The 20,623-nt window shown below is 60.2% G+C and carries 16 protein-coding genes; 7 read left to right on the forward strand and 9 right to left on the reverse strand.

The window, feature by feature from the left end; translation table 11 throughout:
• The first annotated feature begins 17 nt into the window (after window positions 1-17).
• From GIW69_RS22080 to GIW69_RS22110, 7 genes are all read left to right on the forward strand, one after another.
• A complete protein-coding gene (locus GIW69_RS22080; RefSeq protein WP_236484928.1) occupies window positions 18-1,178 on the forward strand; it encodes an efflux RND transporter periplasmic adaptor subunit in 1,161 nt (386 codons plus the stop codon).
• Entirely contained in the window at window positions 1,175-4,276 is a 3,102-nt protein-coding gene (locus GIW69_RS22085) for a multidrug efflux RND transporter permease subunit (protein WP_236484896.1), read from the forward strand. The genes GIW69_RS22080 and GIW69_RS22085 overlap by 4 nt, the downstream gene beginning before the upstream one ends.
• Window positions 4,277-4,284: 8 nt before the next feature.
• Entirely contained in the window at window positions 4,285-4,962 is a 678-nt protein-coding gene (locus GIW69_RS22090) for a heavy metal response regulator transcription factor (protein ID WP_236484897.1), read from the forward strand.
• Entirely contained in the window at window positions 4,952-6,316 is a 1,365-nt protein-coding gene (locus tag GIW69_RS22095) for a heavy metal sensor histidine kinase (RefSeq protein WP_236484898.1), read from the forward strand. Before GIW69_RS22090 ends, GIW69_RS22095 begins: the two co-directional genes overlap by 11 nt.
• Before the next feature lie 165 nt (window positions 6,317-6,481).
• Window positions 6,482-6,706, forward strand: coding sequence for a hypothetical protein (locus tag GIW69_RS22100; protein WP_236484899.1), 225 nt, complete (start codon window positions 6,482-6,484; stop codon window positions 6,704-6,706).
• 193 nt (window positions 6,707-6,899) lie between these two features.
• A complete protein-coding gene (locus tag GIW69_RS22105; RefSeq protein WP_236484900.1) occupies window positions 6,900-8,216 on the forward strand; it encodes an OprD family porin in 1,317 nt (438 codons plus the stop codon).
• A 203-nt stretch (window positions 8,217-8,419) separates the two neighbouring features.
• Window positions 8,420-9,928: a sensor domain-containing diguanylate cyclase gene (locus GIW69_RS22110; RefSeq protein WP_236484901.1), complete on the forward strand. Its 1,509-nt coding sequence runs from the start codon at window positions 8,420-8,422 to the stop codon at window positions 9,926-9,928.
• A gap of 180 nt (window positions 9,929-10,108) precedes the next feature.
• Here the strand turns inward: GIW69_RS22110 and lpxC are convergent, their stop codons facing one another.
• From lpxC to murD, 9 genes are all read right to left on the reverse strand, one after another.
• Window positions 10,109-11,020 carry a UDP-3-O-acyl-N-acetylglucosamine deacetylase gene (lpxC, locus tag GIW69_RS22115; protein ID WP_007939852.1) on the reverse strand — a complete coding sequence of 304 codons (912 nt, stop codon included), beginning with the start codon at window positions 11,018-11,020 and terminating at the stop codon, window positions 10,109-10,111.
• A 112-nt stretch (window positions 11,021-11,132) separates the two neighbouring features.
• Entirely contained in the window at window positions 11,133-12,329 is a 1,197-nt protein-coding gene (ftsZ, locus tag GIW69_RS22120) for a cell division protein FtsZ (RefSeq protein WP_236484902.1), read from the reverse strand.
• A 98-nt stretch (window positions 12,330-12,427) separates the two neighbouring features.
• The gene (gene ftsA, locus GIW69_RS22125) at window positions 12,428-13,687 is read right to left on the reverse strand and encodes a cell division protein FtsA (RefSeq protein ID WP_123535679.1); all 1,260 of its coding nucleotides are present in this window, start codon (window positions 13,685-13,687) and stop codon (window positions 12,428-12,430) included.
• A 15-nt stretch (window positions 13,688-13,702) separates the two neighbouring features.
• Entirely contained in the window at window positions 13,703-14,569 is an 867-nt protein-coding gene (locus GIW69_RS22130; RefSeq protein ID WP_236484903.1) for a cell division protein FtsQ/DivIB, read from the reverse strand.
• Between the two features lie 4 nt (window positions 14,570-14,573).
• Window positions 14,574-15,548 (reverse strand): D-alanine--D-alanine ligase, encoded by a 975-nt coding sequence (locus GIW69_RS22135; protein WP_236484904.1) that lies wholly within the window; start codon window positions 15,546-15,548, stop codon window positions 14,574-14,576.
• Window positions 15,545-17,005: a UDP-N-acetylmuramate--L-alanine ligase gene (gene murC, locus GIW69_RS22140; protein WP_236484905.1), complete on the reverse strand. Its 1,461-nt coding sequence runs from the start codon at window positions 17,003-17,005 to the stop codon at window positions 15,545-15,547. The genes GIW69_RS22135 and murC overlap by 4 nt, the downstream gene beginning before the upstream one ends.
• Complete coding sequence (gene murG, locus GIW69_RS22145; protein ID WP_236484906.1) at window positions 16,998-18,068, reverse strand: undecaprenyldiphospho-muramoylpentapeptide beta-N-acetylglucosaminyltransferase; 1,071 nt, start codon at window positions 18,066-18,068, stop codon at window positions 16,998-17,000. The genes murC and murG overlap by 8 nt, the downstream gene beginning before the upstream one ends.
• Window positions 18,058-19,275: a putative lipid II flippase FtsW gene (gene ftsW, locus GIW69_RS22150; protein WP_496570945.1), complete on the reverse strand. Its 1,218-nt coding sequence runs from the start codon at window positions 19,273-19,275 to the stop codon at window positions 18,058-18,060. The genes murG and ftsW overlap by 11 nt, the downstream gene beginning before the upstream one ends.
• Entirely contained in the window at window positions 19,272-20,618 is a 1,347-nt protein-coding gene (gene murD, locus GIW69_RS22155) for a UDP-N-acetylmuramoyl-L-alanine--D-glutamate ligase (protein WP_236484907.1), read from the reverse strand. The genes ftsW and murD overlap by 4 nt, the downstream gene beginning before the upstream one ends.
• Window positions 20,619-20,623 lie beyond the last annotated feature (5 nt).

The raw sequence follows: 20,623 nt of genomic DNA on the forward strand, positions 1-20,623 counted from the left end.
CCTTGGCGCCCCACCCCATGCGAATCCAGAAAAAACCCGCCCTGTTCGCCGCCCTGCTGATCGCCGCCACAGCCCTGGGCATATGGCAACTGAGCAAACCCGCCCCGACCAAACTGACCGCGCCTAACGCCATCCCGGTACGAGTCGTGAATGTCAGCGCCAAAGACGTCCCCCGCTACACCAGCGGCATCGGTTCGGTACTCTCCTTGCACAGCGTCATCGTGCGCCCCCAGGTTGACGGCATCCTCACCAAAATCCTGGTGAAAGAAGGGCAACTGGTTAAACAGGGCGACCTGCTCGCCACCATCGACGACCGCTCGATCCGCGCCAGCCTCGACCAGGCCCGGGCGCAACTGGGCGAAAGCCAGGCACAACTGCAAGTGGCTCTCGTCAACCTCAAACGCTACAAACTGCTGAGCGTCGACGACGGCGTATCGAAACAGACTTACGACCAGCAACAAGCCCTGGTCAACCAATTGAAAGCCACCGCCCAAGGCAATCAGGCGTCAATTGATGCCGCGCAGGTACAGCTTTCCTACACGCAGATCCGCTCCCCGGTCACCGGCCGCGTCGGCATTCGTACCGTCGACGAAGGCAACTTCCTGCGCATGACCGACACCCAAGGCCTGTTCACCGTGACTCAGATCGACCCGATCGCCGTCGAGTTCTCCCTGCCCCAGCAAATGCTGCCGACCCTGCAAGGCCTGATCAGCGATCCGCAGCACGCGCAGGTCAAGGCCTACATCGGCGCCGACACCGATGGCGAAACCGGCAACCTGCTGGGCGAAGGCCACCTGACCCTGATCGACAACCAGATCAACGCCAACACCGGCACCATCCGCGCCAAGGCAGAATTCAACAATCCGGGGCAGAAGCTGTGGCCTGGCCTGCTGGTCACGGTAAAGATTCAGACAGCACTGGATAAAGATGCGCTGGTCGTGCCACCCACCGTCGTACAGCGCGGTCTCGATCAACATTTCGTGTACCGGGTGAAGGGTGACAAGGTTGAAGCCGTACAAGTGCAAATGGTTTATCAAGGCAGCGGCCAGGACATCATCAAAGGCGTGAACCCTGGGGATATATTAGTCAGCGATGGCCAATCGCGACTCAAGCCCGGCTCGACGGTTCAGGTCATGACTGAACCGCCGCAAGTGGTGCAAACGGGGCCCAAGCCATGAAGGCTCATCGCGGCGTGTCGACGTGGTGCATCAATCACCCGGTCGCCACAATTCTGCTGACCTTTGCCCTGGTACTGCTCGGCGTGATCGCGTTTCCACGCTTGCCCATCGCGCCGTTGCCGGAAGCCGAATTCCCGACCATCCAAGTGTCGGCAAAATTGCCCGGCGCCAGCCCCGACACCATGGCTTCGTCCGTGGCCACGCCCTTGGAAGTGCAATTCAGCGCCATCCCCGGCATGACCCAGATGACCTCCAGCAGTGCGTTAGGCTCAAGCCTGCTGACCCTGCAATTCACCCTCGACAAGAGCATTGATACCGCCGCTCAGGAAGTGCAGGCAGCGATCAACACCGCCGCCGGCAAGTTGCCCAAGGACATGCCGACGCTGCCGACCTGGAAAAAGGTCAACCCGGCCGACAGCCCGGTGCTGATCCTCAGCGTCAGCTCGACACAAATGCCCGGCACCGAACTCAGTGACCTGGTGGAGACCCTGCTGGCGCGTCAGATCAGTCAGATCGACGGTGTAGGCCAAATCAACATCACCGGCCAGCAACGTCCGGCGATTCGCGTGCAGGCCTCGGCGGACAAACTCGCCGCCATCGGCCTGACCCTCGCCGACGTTCGCCTGGCAATTCAGCAAACCAGCCTCAACCTCGCCAAAGGCGCGCTGTACGGCGAGTCGAGCATTTCCACACTGTCGACCAACGACCAGTTGTTTCACCCCGAGGAATACAGCCAGCTCATTGTTTCCTACAAGGACGGCGCCCCGGTTCACCTGAAAGATGTCGCCAAAGTCGTCAACGGTTCGGAAGATGACTACGTGCAGGCCTGGGCCGGCGATCAACCGGGTGTGAACCTGGTGATCTCCCGCCAGCCCGGCGCGAACATCGTTGAAACCGTGGATCGCATTCAGGCCGCTTTACCGGGACTTGAGGCCATGCTGCCAGCGTCGGTTCAAGTCAAAGTGCTGATCGACCGTACCCAGACCATCCGTGCGTCTTTGCACGAAGTGGAAATCACCCTGCTGATCGCAATCCTGCTGGTGGTGGCGGTGATGGCGCTGTTCCTGCGTCAGTTGTCGGCGACCTTGATTGTGTCCGCCGTGCTCGGTGTGTCGCTGGTCGCCAGTTTTGCGCTGATGTACGTGATGGGCTTCAGCCTGAACAACCTGACGTTGGTCGCCATCGTGGTGGCCGTGGGGTTTGTGGTCGACGATGCGATCGTGGTGGTGGAAAACATTCACCGCCATCTCGAGGCCGGCGACGACATGCGCGAAGCGGCAATCAAGGGCGCCGGCGAGATTGGCTTCACCGTAATTTCAATCAGTTTTTCGCTGGTGGCAGCGTTCATTCCGCTGCTGTTCATGGGCGGCGTGGTTGGGCGCTTGTTCAAGGAATTCGCCTTGACTGCCACCTCGACGATCATGATTTCCGTAGTGGTCTCACTGACGCTGGCGCCAACACTCGCGGCGCTGTTCATGCGCAAACCGGTGCATCACACCAACGCCAAACCGGGTTTCAGTGAGCGCCTGCTGGCCTGGTACGAAAAAGGCCTGCGCCGCGCCCTCGCCCATCAAAAACTGATGATCGGCGTGTTCGGCCTCTCCCTCGCGCTGGCCATTGGCGGCTACATTGTTATCCCAAAAGGTTTTTTCCCGATCCAGGACACCGGTTTCGTGCTCGGCACCACCGAAGCGGCAGCGGATATTTCCTACGGAGACATGGTGAAAAAACACTTGGCCATGGCCGAAATCGTCGCCGCCGACCCAGCCGTGCAAGCGTTTTCCCACTCGGTGGGCGTGTCGGGCAGCAACCAGACCATTGCCAACGGCCGCTTCTGGATCGCCCTGAAAAAACGCGGCGACCGCGACGTCTCGGCCAGTCAGTTCATTGACCGCATCCGGCCGAAACTGATGAACGTCCCGGGCATCGTCCTCTACCTGCGCGCCGGCCAGGACATCAACCTCAGCTCCGGCCCGAGCCGCGCGCAATATCAATATGTACTCAAGAGTAACGACGGCGCGACTCTCGCGACCTGGACGCAGCGCCTGACCGAAAAACTGCGCGGCAACCCGGCGTTTCGCGATATTTCCAACGACCTGCAATTGGGCGGCAGCATCACCCACATCACCATCGACCGCAGCGCCGCCGCGCGTTTCGGCCTGACCGCGAGCGATGTCGACGAAGCGCTGTACGACGCGTTCGGCCAACGGCAGATCAACGAGTTCCAGACCCAGATCAACCAGTACAACGTGATTCTGGAACTGGACACCCGACAGCGCGGCAAGGCCGAGAGTCTCAACTATTTCTACCTGCGCTCGCCGTTGAGCGGCGAAATGGTGCCGCTGTCGGCACTGGCGAAATTCGACGCGCCGACCATTGGCCCGCTGTCCATCGCCCATGACGGCATGTTCCCCGCAGCCAATATGTCGTTCAACCTCGCGCCCGGCGTGGCGCTGGGCGATGCGGTGATTTTGCTCGATCAGGCCAAAGCTGAAATCGGTATGCCGACGGCGATCAGCGGAAACTTCCAGGGCGCGGCCCAGGCGTTCCAGAGTTCGCTGGCGAGTCAGCCGTGGCTGATTCTGGCGGCGCTGGTGGCGGTTTACATCATTCTCGGCGTGCTTTACGAGAGTTTCGTGCATCCGCTGACGATCATCTCAACGCTACCGGCGGCAGGCCTGGGTGCGGTGATCATGCTGTGGATCTGTGGGCAGGACTTTTCGATCATGGCGCTGATCGGCCTGGTGCTTCTGATCGGCATCGTCAAGAAAAACGGCATTCTGATGATCGACTTTGCGCTGGAGGCGCAGCGTAATCGAGGGTTGTCGCCTCAGGATGCGATTTTCGAAGCGTGCATCACGCGGTTCCGCCCGATCATCATGACCACCCTCGCCGCCCTGCTCGGTGCGCTGCCGCTGATGCTCGGTTACGGCACCGGCTCCGAGCTGCGCCAACCGCTGGGTATCGCGGTGGTCGGCGGCTTGCTGGTGAGCCAGATGCTGACGCTGTTTACCACGCCGGTCATATACTTGTGGCTTGAGCGGCTGTTCCATCGGCCTAAACCGATGCCTTCACCGGCAATGGCGACAACAGACTGAGGCGGGTCATGCGCGTTCTAGTGATTGAAGATGAAGAAAAAACCGCGGACTACCTGCACCGCGGCCTGACCGAACAGGGTTACACCGTGGATCGGGCCCGCGACGGCGTTGAGGGCCTGCACCTGGCGCTGGAAAGCGACTATGCGGTGATTGTCCTCGACGTGATGTTGCCGGGTCTGGACGGCTTCGGCGTGCTGCGCGCATTGCGGGCGCGCAAGCAAACTCCGGTGATCATGCTCACCGCTCGCGAGCGGGTCGAAGACCGGATCAAAGGCCTGCGTGATGGCGCCGACGATTACCTCGGCAAACCGTTTTCCTTCCTTGAATTAGTGGCGCGCCTGCAAGCGCTGACCCGCCGCAGCGGCGGGCATGAACCGGTGCAGGTGAGCATCGCCGATCTGTGGATCGATTTGATCAGTCGCAAAGCAACCCGCGCCGGCACGCGCCTGGATCTGACCGCCAAGGAGTTTTCCCTGCTCAGCGTGCTGGCCCGTCGTCAGGGCGAAATCCTTTCGAAAACCTCGATTGCAGAAATGGTCTGGGACATCAATTTCGACAGCGACGCCAATGTCGTCGAAGTTGCGATCAAGCGTCTGCGGGCCAAGCTCGACGGGCCGTTCGACGAAAAACTGCTGCACACCATTCGCGGAATGGGTTACGTGCTGGAGAGCCGTGGTGTCCAGTAACTCGATCGCGCTGCGCCTGAGCGGGATGTTCACGCTGGTGGCGCTGCTGGTGTTTTTGCTGATCGGTGGTGCGCTGTATCAGCAGGTCGACAAGGGTTTGGGGTTGCTGCCCGAAGCCGAGCTGGATGCACGCTACAGCGTGCTGGAATCCACGGTCGGCCGGTTCGGCACGCCGGAGCATTGGGTCAAGATCAACAACAAGCTCAAGCTGCTGGGCGAGGAAGACAAGCGCATCAGTTTCTGGATCAGCAGCGGCGATCCGCACTATGAGTACGGCAATTTCACCCCGCAGATCCGCGACTTCGCCAACGGGCCCCTGGGCATGCGCGATTTGCAATTGCCCGATCAGCCCTACCCGCTAAAAGTCCTGGTCAGCGAGTTTGCGGCCAAGGATCAGCGCCCGCCGCTGCGTTTCATGATCGGCATCGATACCGAGACCTTTCATCAGACTCAGCACCACTTGCTGATCGCGCTGATCAGCCTTGCGATCATCGGTGTACTGCTGGCGTCGGCGCTGGGTTATTGGGTCGCGCGGATCGGTCTCAAGCCGTTGATCAAACTGTCAGACGAAGCCCAGCGCCTGGCGCCGCCCCTACGCTCCGGGCGCTTGCGCCTGTCACCGTTGCCGCCGGAACTGGAACAGTTCGTCAGCTCATTCAATGCCACGCTGGAGCGCGTTGAACTGGCGTGGTCACGCCTGGAATCGTTCAATGCCGATGTCGCTCACGAACTGCGCTCGCCGTTGACCAATTTGATCGGCCAGACCCAGGTCGCCCTGACGCGCGGACGCTCCGCCGAGCATTATTTCGAGGTGCTGCAATCGAACCTCGAAGAACTCGAACGCTTGCGCTCTATCATCAACGACATGCTGTTTCTGGCCAGCGCCGATCAGGGCAGCAAGGCGACCAAACTGACCTCCACGTCGCTGGCGGATGAAGTGGCGACCACGCTTGAGTATCTGGATTTCATCCTTGAAGACGCTCAGGTGCAGGTACAGGTTCGTGGCGACGCTCAGGTGCAGATCGAAATTGCGCATCTGCGTCGGGCGTTGATCAATCTGCTCAGTAACGCGGTGCAGCACACCGAGCCGGGCCGGGTGATAGAAGTGCAGATTGAGGTGGGCGAGCATCAGGTCAGCATCGGCGTGGCCAATCCAGGGGCGCCGATTGCTCGTGAACATCTGCCGCGTTTGTTCGAGCGCTTCTACCGGGTTGATGCGTCGCGCAGCAACAGCGGCAACAACCATGGGTTGGGGCTGGCGATTGTCAAAGCGATTGCGTTGATGCATGGCGGCGATGTGTTCGTGCGCAGTGATCGCGGGATGAATACGTTCGGGATTTATTTGCCGATCTGACCCGACGTGAAGAGCATGCCCTGTAGGAGCTCCCGCAGGCTGCGATCTTTTGATCTTTGCTCCCGCTGCAACAGTCATTTATGAAAATCACGCTGTTTCCCAACGCCCGGCAACCTTATCTTTGCCCGCACCAAACAGCACTTGCCAAGCAAGAAGGTTTTCAAGATGTCCAACAGTATGGGTATTGCCAGCGCTTTCGTTATGTCCTCTTTGTTCCTGTCGCCTCTGGCCATGGCCGAGGAATCGCAAGCGTTCGTGGCACAAAACGGCGCACGCGCTCAAGCGTACGAGCAGCATCAGGCAGAAATGATGGCCAAGACCAAAGACGCCACGCAAGCCCCTCAGGCCGCCGCTTCCCAAGCTCAATCGTCAGTCGGCAAAGACAGCTGATTCACGTATCGCTTCGTTTCCCTCGACGCGATTGTTTGGCTCTTCCCGTTCAATCGTCGTCATTCCAGGCCGCTGCCTTTCAGCGGCCTTTTTTCGTTGTGGTCTGAAAGCTGTCCGGTTCGTCTTCCAATAAGAACGACCCCGGCACTTCGTTTCCTGGAAGTGTCCGTTGACCCAAGGAGCTCTATTGCACGTGCGTTTTCCCGTCCGTTTCACCCCGTTATTCATTGCAATTGCCGCAACGATCGCCCCCACCGCCCATGCCGGCGAATCCGATAAAACCGGTTTCGTCGAAGGCTCAAGCCTTAATCTCAACGCCCGCAACTACTACATGAACCGCAATCGCCTGCAGCAGGCCGACGACAACATCGAGTGGGGCCAGGGTTTTCTCGGCATCTTCGAATCCGGTTACACCGAAGGCACGGTCGGGTTTGGCGTCGATGCTCACGCCATGCTCGGGTTGAAGCTTGATGGCGGTGGCGGTACGGACGGCTCCAGCATCCTGCCGATCAGCGATGGCAACGGCAAAGCGCCGTCTTCGTTCTCAACCGCTGGCGGCACGCTGAAGATGCGTGCGTTCGATACGGAGTTGAAGGCCGGTGATCTGTTTCTTACCAATCCGGTGATTGCCGGTGGCGACACGCGCATGTTGCCGCAGACGTTTCGCGGCATCAGCCTGACCAACCACAGCTTCGACGGCTGGCTGATCGAAGGTGGGCAGGCCAGTTTCACCAAGCCGTACAACCAGAGCGGCCACACCCGTATCGGCACGTCGTACGGCAGCTTGGCAGAAGGTGACGAAAGCCGTCATCTGAACTGGGCCGGCGTGGCCTGGAGCGGCGTCGAAGGGCTGACCAGCAGCTTGTATGCCTCCGAGCTGAAAGACATCTGGAACCAGTATTACTACGACCTGGACTACACCTGGACGCTGAGCGACCTGATTAGCCTCAACCCGGGTCTGCACTTCTATCACACGCAAGACACCGGCGATGCACTGCTCGGCCACATCGACAACAACACCTACAGCCTGCACTTCACCGTCGGCGTCGGTCATCACAGCGTCACGGCCGCGTATCAGCGGGTCAACGGCAACACGCCGTTCGACTACATCAGTCAGGGCGACAGCGTGTATCTCGACAATTCCCAGCAATATTCGGACTTCAACGGCCCGAACGAGCGCTCGTGGAAACTCAAGTACGACTATGACTTCGAAGGCGTGGGAATTGCGGGCCTGACAACCGGTGTGTCTTACTCGCGCGGCACCGTGGATCTGACCAAGGTCGACGCCGACAGCCCGGGCTACGGCTCGTGGTACAGCGCCGACGGGCGCAACGCCAAACACTGGGAACGCGATATCGATGTGAAATACGTCGTGCAGAGCGGCCAGGCCAAAGACCTCGCAGTGCGCCTGCAATGGGCGACCAACCGTGGAGGCAACGGCTATGGTGTGCTGGATCAGGACACCGACGAATACCGCGTGATCGTCGACTACCCCATCAACATTTTTTAACCAACGCCATTAACCCTGTAACCCTGTAACCCTGTAGGAGCGAGCCTGCTCGCGAAAGCGCAGTGTCAGACAACATTGATACCGGATCGAAAGACCCCTTCGCGAGCAGGCACGCTCCCGCATTGGCAATGAAGCTGGCCTTCTTCTCGGCAGAGGCATGTAAGCTACTACGCTTACAGTAACCCTCTAACCGATAACCTAAGATGATCGCGAGTCGCACCCAAAGCCCAGCAGGAACGACCGGACGCCCCGAAGTGATGCTGATCGCTGGCAGTTTGCTCGGTGTGTTCGCGATTGTGTGCATCGTTACGTTCCTGCTGATTCGCGAGCATGCCAGTGCGCTAGAGTCTTCCACACGCGGCGCCACGACCATTGCGCAACTGATCGATGCCGATGTGCTGCGCACCGTGGAGCTTTACGACCTGACGCTGCAAGGGCTGATCGCCGCTGCCCAGCGCGACGACCTGCAAACCGTTTCGCCGCAGATCCGCCATCTGGCACTGTTTGACCGCGCCACCGTAGCGCGCTTCAAGGGCGATATCCTGCTTCTGGACAAGCACGGCGAGGTGGTCGCTGACTCGTCACAGATCAAGCCCAAGCCCGGCAACTTCGCTGATCGTGATTACTTTCTTGCTCATGCCTTCAACCGTGACGCTGGTCTGTTCATCAGTCGCCCGTTCAAGACCCGCTGCAATTGCGAAGAGGCTGAGCAATGGCGAATCAGTTTCAGCCGTCGCATGTCTTCGAGCACGGGTGAATTCATTGGCGTGGCGGTCGCCTCGATGAAACTCAACTATTTCGATGAGCTGTTCAACAGCCTCGACATCGGCCGCGACAGCACCCTGAACATCATCAATAACGATGGTGTGTTGTTGGCGCAAAAGCCGTATTTGCAAAGTGACTCTGTCGGCAAGAGTTTCGCCAATCGGCCTAACGTGATCCGTATCCTCGGCGATGGGGACGGCAACGGCAGTTTCGGCAGCGTTTCGAGTATTGATGATCGACAACGCCTGTACACGTACTCACGAGTGGGCAACCTGCCGTTGACGGTAATCGTCGCGCTGTCCGGTGATGAAGTGTTTGGTGCATGGCGGCGCACGGCGGTCATCATCAGCGGTGCCACGGGAGTGTTGTGCATCGGTCTGTTATGGCTGACCTGGCTACTGGCGCGGGAGCTGCGTCTGCGTCATCACGCCGAGCGCGAACTGGCGCAACTGGCAGCCACTGACGCCCTGACCGGCGTGGCCAATCGGCGGATGCTCGATCAAACCTTGCGCCACGAATGGTTTCGCGCCCAACGCTCCGGCAAACCGCTGTCGGTGATGATGATCGACGCCGACCATTTCAAGGCGTTCAACGACCGTCATGGGCATCAGGCGGGAGATCAGGCGCTGCGTGAAATGGCCAAGGTCATCACTGCGAATGTTCGGCGACCCAGCGATCTGGTGGCGCGTTATGGCGGTGAGGAATTTTCGGTGATCCTGGCCGAAACCGATGCCACGGGTGCGGCGCTGATTGCCGAAAACATACGGCTGGCGGTCGAGCAGTTGCCTTCGGTGCAGGATGCAGAGCGACCGGTAACGGTGAGTATCGGGATAAGCATTTGGACGTCGGGTAGTGAAATGACGATGGAGCAATTGTTGTTTGCGGCGGACAAAGCGTTGTATCAGGCCAAGGAAGCGGGACGTAATCAGGTGGTCGTGAATCGTTAGGATTTGTTTCGAATTTACCGACCCTATCGCTGGCAAGCCTCCTCCCACGGTTTCTGTTGTCCTCAAAACCCTGTGGGAGCTGGCTTGCCAGCGATGAGGCCCGCACTAACGACATCAATTTTCGATCATAAAAAAAGGCCACCCAAAGGTGGCCTTCAAAAAACTAGAGAGGTTTTTTACTTACACCGCCGCAACCGGGCGCATGTAAGAGATTGGTGCGGTGCTGGCGTCTTCGAACGTCACCACTTCCCAGGCATCTGTCTGCTCAATCAACTTGCGCAGCAGCTGGTTGTTCAGTGCGTGGCCGGACTTGAAGCCCTTGAACTCACCAATCAGGCTATTGCCCAGCAGGTACAGATCGCCAATTGCATCGAGGATCTTGTGCTTCACGAATTCGTCTTCATAGCGAAGGCCGTCTTCGTTCAGTACACCGTCCGCATCGACCACGATCGCGTTTTCAACGCTGCCGCCGAGTGCGAGGTTGTGCTTGCGCAGGTACTCGATGTCACTCATGAAACCAAAGGTACGGGCGCGGCTGACTTCTTTTACGAACGAAGTGCTGGAAAAATCCACGCTTGCACTTTGGGTGCGATCCCGGAAAACCGGATGATCGAAATCGATCTCGAAGCTCACCTTGAACCCTTCGAAAGGGACGAAAGTGGCGCGCTTGTCGCCGTCTTCCACTGTCACTTCCCGCAGGATGCGGATGAATTTCTTGGCGGCGTCCTGTTCTTCCAGGCCAGCCGATTGAATCAGGAATACGAAAGGTCCGGCGCTGCCATCCATGATCGGGACTTCGGACGCGGAGAGCTCGACGTAGGCGTTATCGATGCCCAGGCCAGCCATGGCCGAGAGCAAGTGCTCTACCGTGTCCACTTTGACGTCACCGTTAACAAGCGTGGTCGACATAGTGGTTTCACCGACGTTTTCCGCGCGGGCAGGAATCTGCACCACAGGGTCGAGGTCAGCGCGACAAAACACAATGCCAGTGTCGACAGGCGCAGGCTTGAGGGTCAGGTAGACCTTCTCCCCGGAGTGCAGGCCTACACCTGTGGCACGGATAATATTTTTCAGTGTGCGTTGTTTAATCATGGCTTGGGCCGCTTCAGCGCAAATTGCGAACTGGTATCAACAAAGGCTGGCGATGATAGCAGACCATGCCTTTGCTGAACACCAATCACCTTCATAGCCCTGATACATTCCATCAATCGGCCTGACGACGCAGGAATGCAGGGATATCCAGGTAATCCAGGTCATCCTGCGGATTCATCTTCGCGGCAGCCGCAGCACCGGCCTGGGCCTGGTTGCGCATGACGGTCGGACGATCCAGATCACGATAATTCACTGCCGGCGCATCCTGACGAGCGGGCGCAGATTGTTGAACCTGAGCAGCCGACATGGAAGTGTGGACAGTGTTATCGATGACCTTCACAGGTTTCTCGATTTTCGCGCCCAGACCGGTAGCAACGACGGTAACGTGCAATTCGTCACGCATGTCCGGATCGATAACGGTACCGACCTTGACCATGGCGTGTTCGGAAGCGAAGGCTTCGATGATGCTACCCACGTCGGAGTACTCACCCAGAGACAGGTCAGGGCCGGCGGTGATGTTCACCAGAATGCCGCGTGCGCCTTGCAGGTTCACGTCTTCGAGCAACGGGTTGCGGATAGCCGCTTCGGTGGCTTCGCGTGCACGGTTCGGACCGCTTGCGCAGCCAGTACCCATCATCGCCATGCCCATTTCGCTCATCACGGTACGAACGTCAGCGAAGTCGACGTTGATCATGCCCGGACGCTTGATGATGTCGGAAATACCGCGAACGGCACCGGCCAGTACGTCATCAGCTTTGGCGAAAGCCGACAAGAGGCTTGCGTCTTTACCGAGGATGGTCAGCAGCTTCTCGTTGGGAATGGTGATCAACGAGTCGACGCTTTCGGAGAGCATGCGGATGCCTTCGTCGGCAATCTGCATACGCTTGCGGCCTTCGAAAGGGAACGGACGCGTTACGACAGCGACGGTCAGGATGCCCATTTCCTTGGCCACTTCGGCGATGATCGGCGCAGCACCGGTACCGGTACCGCCGCCCATGCCGGTGGTGATGAACACCATGTTGGTGCCGGCCAGTACTTCAGCGATGCGCTCGCGGTCTTCCAGAGCGGCTTGGCGGCCGACTTCAGGATTCGCGCCAGCACCCAGGCCTTTGGTCACGCCGGTGCCCAGTTGCAGGATGGTACGCGCACCGATGTTTTTCAGCGCTTGAGCATCAGTGTTGGCGCAGATGAATTCAACGCCTTCGATGTTGCTCTTGACCATGTGATTGACAGCGTTGCCGCCGCCACCGCCAACACCGATAACTTTGATTACCGGGCTTGCGGGGATGTTGTCTACGAGTTCGAACATTTTCCCTCTCCTTACATTCTCTAGTTTTTTTCGCCTACTGCATTTTTGTTGCGGTATTGCTTGCTCTTACAGCCCAAAGCTCAAAGCTCGAAGCTGTTTTAAAAATTTCCTTGAACCCACTTTTTCAGTCGGTCCAGCAACGGCGCCTGTGGCTCTTCGCTGCTGTAGCTGTCGCGGCTGCCGATGCCCGAGAACGAAATCCCGTCGGACTGCTTTTGCAGGCCGTACATCAACAAGCCAACGCCAGTGGAATAAATCGGGTTGCGCACTACGTCATCCAGCCCTTTCACGCCATGGGGAACGCCCAGGCGCACCGGCATGTGGAAGATTTCCTCGGCCAGTTCAGTGGCGCCTTCCATCTTCGACGTGCCGCCGGTCAGCACGATGCCGGCCGGGATCAGGTCTTCGTAGCCGCTGCGACGCAGTTCGGCCTGGATCAAGGTGAACAGTTCGTCGTAACGCGGCTCAACCACTTCAGCCAGAGCCTGACGCGACAGTTCGCGCGGTGGACGGTCGCCAACGCTCGGCACCTTGATGGTTTCGCCGGCACCGGCCAGTTTGGCCAGCGCGCAGGCGTAGCGGATCTTGATCTCTTCCGCGTACTGGGTCGGGGTACGCAACGCCATGGCGATGTCGTTGGTCACTTGATCACCGGCAATCGGGATCACGGCGGTGTGACGGATCGCGCCTTCGGTGAAGATCGCAATGTCGGTGGTGCCGCCGCCGATGTCGACCAGGCACACACCCAGCTCTTTTTCGTCGTCGGTCAGTACCGAGTAAGCCGAGGCCAGTTGCTCAAGAATGATGTCGTCGATTTCCAGACCGCAGCGGCGCACGCATTTTTCAATGTTCTGTGCGGCGTTGACGGCGCAGGTGACCACGTGAACCTTGGCTTCCAGACGCACGCCGGACATGCCCAGTGGCTCGCGGACACCTTCCTGGTTATCGATCACGTAGTCCTGCGGGAGGGTGTGCAGCACACGCTGGTCAGCCGGGATCGCCACGGCCTGAGCGGCGTCGAGTACGCGCTCCAGGTCGGCGGAGCTGACTTCGCGATCACGAATTGCCACGATGCCGTGGGAGTTCAGGCTGCGGATGTGATTGCCGGCCACGCCGACGAATGCCGAGTGGATGCGGCAGCCGGCCATCAGCTGCGCTTCTTCGATGGCGCGCTGGATCGATTGCACGGTGGATTCAATATTGACCACCACGCCTTTCTTCAGGCCGCGGGACGGATGGGTACCGATCCCGACGATTTCGAGCGTGCCGTCGTCCGCGACCTCGCCTACCAGCGCCACCACTTTGGAGGTGCCGATATCCAGACCGACGATCATTTTGCCGCTTTGCACGTTTGCCATGGGTCCTGCCTCTTCTTAATTCTTTGCGACAGCGGGTTCGGCTGTCGTCGGCGCTACAGGTTCCCGCCAGCCAACAGCAAGGCCGTTGGCGTAGCGCAGATCGATGCGCGCAATGTTCGTAATCTGCTCTTTGAGCGTCTTGTCATAGATGGCGATAAAGCGGCGCATCCTTTCCACGAGGTTGCCGCGTCCCAGCAGCAACTCGATACCGGGGCCGGAACTGCCGGCACCGGTGGTCAGGAACCAGCTGCCTCGTTCACGCAATTCCAGGCGTGCGATCGAGAAACCCAGCGGCCTGAGCATTTGGCTCAGCACCTGGTATTGCTGCATCACCTGCTGCTGGGCCCGTTGTGGGCCGAACAGCTGCGGCAGGTGTTCGTAGTTCGCCAGTTCCCTGGGCGTGAACGCCTGGCCCTGGTTGTTCAATAGCGACTCGTCACCCCAACGGGCCACGGGCAGCTGTTCTTCGAGGCGGATCACCACTTGATCCGGCCACACGCGCCGCACTTCGGCGTGGGCGATCCATGGCATCTGCTCAAGCTCGGTGCGCATGGCTGCCAGGTCGATGGTGAAGAAGCTCGACGCCGTGTACGGAGCGATTCGCTGCTGCACGGCTTGCTGGCTGATGTAGCTCAGGTCGCCCTGCACCGCGACTTTGGTGATCGGCCGATCCGCATACGGCAGCAAACGCTGCGCACCTTCGTAAGTGCCGAATCCCAACGCCACCAGCAACACCGGCCAGAACAGGCTTTTCACAAAGCCGAAATTGGCTTTGGGCAGGCGCGCGGACATCGGCTCTTTCGCCACCATTCGGCTGGCACCCCGTGGCACCGGCTTGCGGCCGGGTGCGGGAGGCTGATGTCTGAGCTGTGCGCCTTGCATGGTCTTAACCTCGCGCCTCTTGATTACCAGCGTCTGCAACACTGGCGGCCAGAATCGCCAGCACCAGTTGCTGGAAATCCAGACCGGCAGCACGGGCCGCCATCGGCACCAGGCTGTGATCGGTCATGCCCGGTGCGGTGTTCACTTCCAGGAACCAGAACTGGCCGTCGGCGTCCTGCATCACGTCCGCCCTGCCCCAACCGGCGATACCCAGTGCCTCACAGGCTTTCGCCGTGAGATCCATGAGCTGTTTTTCCTTGGCGGCATCGAGCCCGCACGGGATCCGATACTGGGTATCGTTCGCCACGTACTTGGCGTCGTAGTCATAGAAACTGTGTGTCGTGCCCAAGGCGATTGGAGGCAACACCTGGTCACGCAGGGTGGCGATGGTGAACTCCGGACCCTGAATCCATTGTTCGACCAACACTTGCGAATCGTAGGTACTGGCCGCTTTCCAGGCGTCGACGAGCTCTGACGCGGAATTCACTTTGGCCATCCCGATGCTTGAACCTTCATTGGCCGGTTTGACGATCAAAGGCAGGCCCAGTTCCGTCACTGCAGAAATACAATCGGCTTCGCTGCGCAGCACGGCGTGACGTGGCGTCGGGATCCCGAGGCTGTGCCAGACCTGCTTGGTACGCAGCTTGTCCATTGCCAGTGCCGAGGCAAGGATGCCGCTGCCGGTGTAGGGGATGCCGGCGCATTCGAGCAGGCCTTGCATGCTGCCGTCTTCACCGCCACGGCCATGCAGAATGATGAAGGCGCGGTCGATTTTTTCCGCGAGCAGGCGTTGCAGGAAGTCGTCGCCGACATCAATGCCAAACGCGTCGACGCCAGCAGTTTGCAACGCTTCGAGCACGGCGTTGCCGGACTTCAACGAGACTTCACGCTCGGCACTCTTGCCGCCGAACAGCACGGCGACGCGGCCGAAATCTTTCGGCGCAATCGTGGAGGCGAGGTTGGCGTAGGCAGCAGTCATTTCAACTTCCCCTCGACCGGCGCAACGATGGCACCGGCGAACAACTCACTTTTCAACAGTTTTGGTGCGAGACCGCCGATATCACCGGCGCCCTGGCACAGCAGAATGTCGCCGGCACGCAGCAGCGGCTTGACCAGCGGCGCCAGGTCGACGCCACGCTCGATGTAGATCGGGTCGAGCTGGCCGCGCTGACGGATGCTGTTGCACAGCTTGCGGCTGTCGGCCCCCGGGATCGGCTCTTCGCCGGCCGGATAGACTTCCATCAGCAGCAGGACGTTGGCATCGGCCAGTACATTGACGAAATCGTCGTACAGGTCGCGGGTGCGGCTGTAACGGTGCGGCTGGTAAACCATCACCAGTCGACGCTCCGGCCAGCCACCGCGCACGGCTTTGATCACGGCAGCGACTTCGGTCGGGTGGTGACCGTAATCGTCGACCAGCATCACGTTGCCGCCCTCGACCGGCAGTTCGCCGTAGACCTGGAAGCGACGACCGACACCCTGGAAGCCCGACAAGCCCTGAACGATGGCTTCATCGCTGACGCCTTCGTCGGTGGCGATGCAGATGGTCGCCAGGGAATTGAGCACGTTATGGTTGCCGGGCATGTTCACCGACACGTCGAGCGGCTCGCGGTCAGGACGCAGAACAGTGAAGAAAGTCTGCATGCCCTGTTGGCGCACATTGATGGCGCGCACGTCCGCTTCTTCGCTGAAGCCATACGTCACGGTCGGGCGTTTCACCAGCGGCAGGATTTCGCGCACGATCGGGTCGTCCAGGCACACCACCGCCAAACCGTAGAACGGCAGGTTGTGCAGGAACTCGACGAAGGTTTTCTTCAGTTTGTTGAAGTCGCCGTCGTAAGTCGCCATGTGATCGGCGTCGATGTTGGTGACCACGGCCACCAGCGGTTGCAGGTGCAGGAAGCTCGCGTCGCTTTCATCGGCTTCGGCGATCAGGTAACGGCTGGTGCCGAGCTGGGCATTGGTGCCAGCTGCATTCAGACGACCACCGATCACGAATGTCGGGTCCAGACCACCGGCCGCGAACACCGAAGCGATCAGGCTGGTGGTGGTGGTTTTGCCGTGCGTACCGGCAACGGCGATGCCGTGGCGGTAACGCATCAGCTCTGCCAGCATTTCGGCACGCGGCACCACCGGGATACGGCGTTCCAGAGCGGTGGCCACTTCCGGGTTGGAGGTGTTTACGGCGCTCGACACCACCAGCACATCGGCGGCCGCTGCGTTTTCGGCACGGTGACCGATGAAGATATGTGCACCGAAGGATTCGAGACGCTCGGTGACCGGCGAAGCCTTCAGGTCGGAACCGGACACTTCATAGCCCAGGTTCAACAGCACTTCGGCAATGCCGCACATGCCCACGCCGCCGATACCGACGAAGTGGATGCGACGGATGCGGCGCATTTCCGGGTGCGGCATGGCTTTCTGACTCTCAACCATTGGCCACCTCCAGGCAGGTGTCGACCACGTTACGGGTGGCTTCGGGTTTCGCCAGACGGCGGGCCGCTTGGGCCATTTCTTCAAGTCGTTGCGGTTGCATCAAGACCTCTGTCAGGCGCGCGGCAAGATCCGCGGCACCAGTCGTTCTTTGCGGCATCAGGAAGGCAGCGCCTTCCCGGGCCAAATAGTCGGCGTTGCGGGTCTGGTGATCGTCGATCGCATGGGGCAGAGGCACCAGCATCGAGGGCAGACCGGCGGCGGCCAGTTCACTGACGGTCAGCGCGCCTGCGCGGCATACCACCAGGTCGGCCCAGCCATAGGCGTGGGCCATGTCTTTGATGAACGGCTGCACCTGCGCTTCAACGCCGGCGGCGCGGTAGCGCTCTGCAGTCACTTCATCGTGATTTCTGCCGGCCTGATGAAACACTTCCGGACGCAAATCGGCAGCGACTTGCGCCAAGGCTTCAGGCAGCAACTTGTTCAACGGCTCTGCGCCCAGGCTTCCGCCCAGGATCAGCAAACGCGCCCTGCGACCGGCCAGGGCAGGTCGCGGCGTTTCGAGGAACAGCTCACTGCGCACCGGATTGCCGGTGGTGCGGCGGCTGCTCGACAGGGTAAAGGTGTCGGGGAACGCTTCACACACCCGGGCGGCGAACGGCACCAGCAACCGATTGGCGGTGCCGGCGACAGCGTTCTGTTCATGAACGATCACCGGCACGCCGGCCAGTTTCGCCGCGAGCCCGCCCGGGCCAGTCACATAACCACCGAAGCCGACCACGCAGACGGGCCGCAACCGACGAATGATCGCCCGCGCCTGCCAGACCGATTTAAGCAACATCAACGGTGCCTTGAGCAGCGACAGCTTGCCCTTGCCACGCAAGCCACTGGCGTTGATGCGATGCAACTCCAGACCGGCCGCCGGCACCAGATCGTTTTCGATGCCGCGCGGCGTGCCGAGCCAGTGCACGGTAAAGCCGCGTGCCTGAAACTCACGAGCACATGCCAGCGCCGGGAACACGTGGCCGCCGGTGCCGCCCGCCATGATCAAGACGTTAGCGCCCATGATTCGGCTCCTCGGCGAAGTCGCTTTCCTGGAACTCCATCTCTTCGCTGCCCAGGTGAGTTCGACTTTCCCACTCGATTCGCAACAGCAGGCCCAGGCAGGCGCAGCAGATGACCAACGAGCTGCCGCCGTAGCTGAGGAACGGCAGGGTCAGACCCTTGGTCGGCAGCAGACCGACGTTCACACCGATGTTGATCAGGAACTGACCGATCCACAGGAACGACAGACCGTAAGCCACATAAGCCGCAAAAAACTGCTTGGCCTTCTCTGCCCACAAACCGATGTACATGCCGCGAATACACACGAAGACGAACAGCCCGACGGTGATCAGGGAACCCACCGCGCCCAGCTCTTCGGCCAGCACCGAGAACACGAAGTCGGTGTGGGCTTCCGGCAGATAGAATTGTTTCTGCACGCTGTTGCCCAGGCCGACGCCCAGCCATTCACCGCGACCGAACGCGATCAAGGCTTGGGACAGTTGATAGCCGGCGCCGAACTGGTCGGCCCACGGGTCGGCGAAGTTGGTCAGACGCGCCATCCGGTATGGCTGCACTTGAATCAACAGCACCACCGCCGCAACCGCGAGCACCACCATCAACGAGAAACGGAACAACCCGACGCCGCCCAGAAACAGCATCGCCGCAGCGGCCCCCATCATGACGACGGTGGCACCGAAGTCCGGCTCCATCAGCAGCAGGCCTGCCATTGGCAGCAGCACGATGAACGGCTTGAAGAAACCCATCCAGCTCTCGCGCACTTCTTTCTGGCGACGCACCAGATAACCGGCGAGGTAGATCACCACGAACACCTTGGCGATCTCGGACGGCTGAACGTTGAAGAAGCTGAAACCGATCCAGCGCATCGAACCGTTCACTTCGCGGCCAATGCCGGGAATGATCACCATCACCAGCAAGCCGAACGCACCGAGCAGCATCAACCAGCCCAGACGCTGCCAGGTGGCGATCGGAATCATCATGGTGACGATGCAGGCGCCCAGACCCAGCACGATGTAGATCAAGTGGCGAATCATGTAATACAGCGCGCTGCCCGATTGCACCGCCGCCACTTCCGTGGAGGCCGACGCGATCATTATCAGACCCAGACCGAGCAGCGCGAGGCAACCGGCGAGCATCGGGAAATCGAGGTCGATGCCACGTCCGGTGATCAGCGGCGATGGGTACGGCTTGATCATGTTTCTCAGGTTCATGCCAGTTCCTCCACGGCGCGGACGAACTGGTGACCACGGTCTTCGTAATGCTTGAACATGTCGAAACTGGCGCAGGCCGGTGAGAGCAACACGACGTCGCCCGGTTGTGCGGCGGCGCGGCATTGCTCGACGGCTTCGATCAGCGAGGCGGCGCGGATCAGCGGTACGGCATCACCGATGGCCGCGCCGATCTTGTCGGCGTCGCGGCCCATCAGGATTACGGCGCGGCAATGGGCAGCGACTGGATCACGCAGATCCTTGAATTCGGCCCCCTTGCCGTCGCCACCGGCGATCAGCACGATCTTGCCTTCTATGTCTGCGCCCAAACCCTGGATGGCAGCGAGTGCAGCACCGACGTTGGTCGCCTTGGAATCGTTGTAATAGCCGACGCCATCCAGATCACGCACCCACTGGCAGCGATGTTCCAGACCGGCGAAGTTACGCAGCGCAGAAAGCATGGCGTCGAACGGCAGCCCGACTGCATGACCCAGCGCCAATGCTGCCAGGGCATTGGACTGGTTATGCGCACCACGCACTTTCAGCTCGCGCACCGGCATAAGGTTCTGGAATTCGAAGGCGAGGTATTTTTCACCGTTCTCTTCGCGCAGACCAAACGCCTTGAAATCGGGCTTGCTCAGACCGAACGTCCAGCACGACTGGCCCTCGCCGATCAGTGGACGGGTTAGCGCGTCCTGACGATTGACCACAAACTGCTTCGCGCCACGGAAGATCCGGTGCTTGGCCAAGTGGTACGCCGGCAGACCGCTGTAGCGATCCATGTGGTCTTCGCTGATATTGAGCACGGTCGCCACTTCGGCGTTGAGCTGGTCGGTGGTTTCCAGCTGGAAACTCGACAGTTCCATCACGTACAGCTCGATGTCGTCACTGAGCAGATCCAATGCCGGCGTGCCGAGGTTGCCGCCCACGGCGACGCGCTTGCCGGCCGCTGCCGCCATTTCACCAACAAGCGTGGTAACGGTGCTCTTTGCGTTCGAGCCGCTGATGGCCACGATCGGCGCCTTCGCGTTACGCGCGAACAAATCGATGTCGCCTGAGAGTTTCACGCCACGGGCGGCGGCGGCTTGCAGGGCCGGAGTCGCCAGCGCCAGGCCGGGGCTCACGTAGAGCTCGTCGGCACGGCAGAGGAATTCGACGTCCAGCTCGCCACAACGCACTTCCACGTGCGGATAGTCACGCTTGAGCGTGGCCAGTTCCGGTGGATTTTCCCGCGTATCGGCCACGGCAAACGACGTGCCCCGGTTCGCCAGGAAGCGAACCAGGGACATGCCGCTCTTGCCGAGGCCGACAACGATGCGGAAGTGGTCAGAAGCGATCAGAGACACTCGTT

This window comes from Pseudomonas syringae, from assembly GCF_021605415.1.
GTDB classification, from domain to species: domain Bacteria; phylum Pseudomonadota; class Gammaproteobacteria; order Pseudomonadales; family Pseudomonadaceae; genus Aquipseudomonas; species Aquipseudomonas syringae_S.

Excerpts from the sequence above, each read along its gene's own strand:
- GIW69_RS22080 (WP_236484928.1), top strand. The coding sequence starts at position 18 with ATGCGAATCCAGAAAAAACCCGCCCTGTTCGCCGCCCTGCTGATCGCC.
- GIW69_RS22085 (WP_236484896.1), top strand. The coding sequence starts at position 1,175 with ATGAAGGCTCATCGCGGCGTGTCGACGTGGTGCATCAATCACCCGGTC.
- GIW69_RS22090 (WP_236484897.1), top strand. The coding sequence starts at position 4,285 with ATGCGCGTTCTAGTGATTGAAGATGAAGAAAAAACCGCGGACTACCTG.
- GIW69_RS22100 (WP_236484899.1), top strand. The coding sequence starts at position 6,482 with ATGTCCAACAGTATGGGTATTGCCAGCGCTTTCGTTATGTCCTCTTTG.
- GIW69_RS22110 (WP_236484901.1), top strand. The coding sequence starts at position 8,420 with ATGATCGCGAGTCGCACCCAAAGCCCAGCAGGAACGACCGGACGCCCC.
- lpxC (WP_007939852.1), bottom strand. The coding sequence starts at position 11,020 with ATGATTAAACAACGCACACTGAAAAATATTATCCGTGCCACAGGTGTA.
- ftsZ (WP_236484902.1), bottom strand. The coding sequence starts at position 12,329 with ATGTTCGAACTCGTAGACAACATCCCCGCAAGCCCGGTAATCAAAGTT.
- ftsA (WP_123535679.1), bottom strand. The coding sequence starts at position 13,687 with ATGGCAAACGTGCAAAGCGGCAAAATGATCGTCGGTCTGGATATCGGC.
- GIW69_RS22130 (WP_236484903.1), bottom strand. The coding sequence starts at position 14,569 with ATGCAAGGCGCACAGCTCAGACATCAGCCTCCCGCACCCGGCCGCAAG.
- GIW69_RS22135 (WP_236484904.1), bottom strand. The coding sequence starts at position 15,548 with ATGACTGCTGCCTACGCCAACCTCGCCTCCACGATTGCGCCGAAAGAT.
- murC (WP_236484905.1), bottom strand. The coding sequence starts at position 17,005 with ATGGTTGAGAGTCAGAAAGCCATGCCGCACCCGGAAATGCGCCGCATC.
- murG (WP_236484906.1), bottom strand. The coding sequence starts at position 18,068 with ATGGGCGCTAACGTCTTGATCATGGCGGGCGGCACCGGCGGCCACGTG.
- ftsW (WP_496570945.1), bottom strand. The coding sequence starts at position 19,275 with ATGAACCTGAGAAACATGATCAAGCCGTACCCATCGCCGCTGATCACC.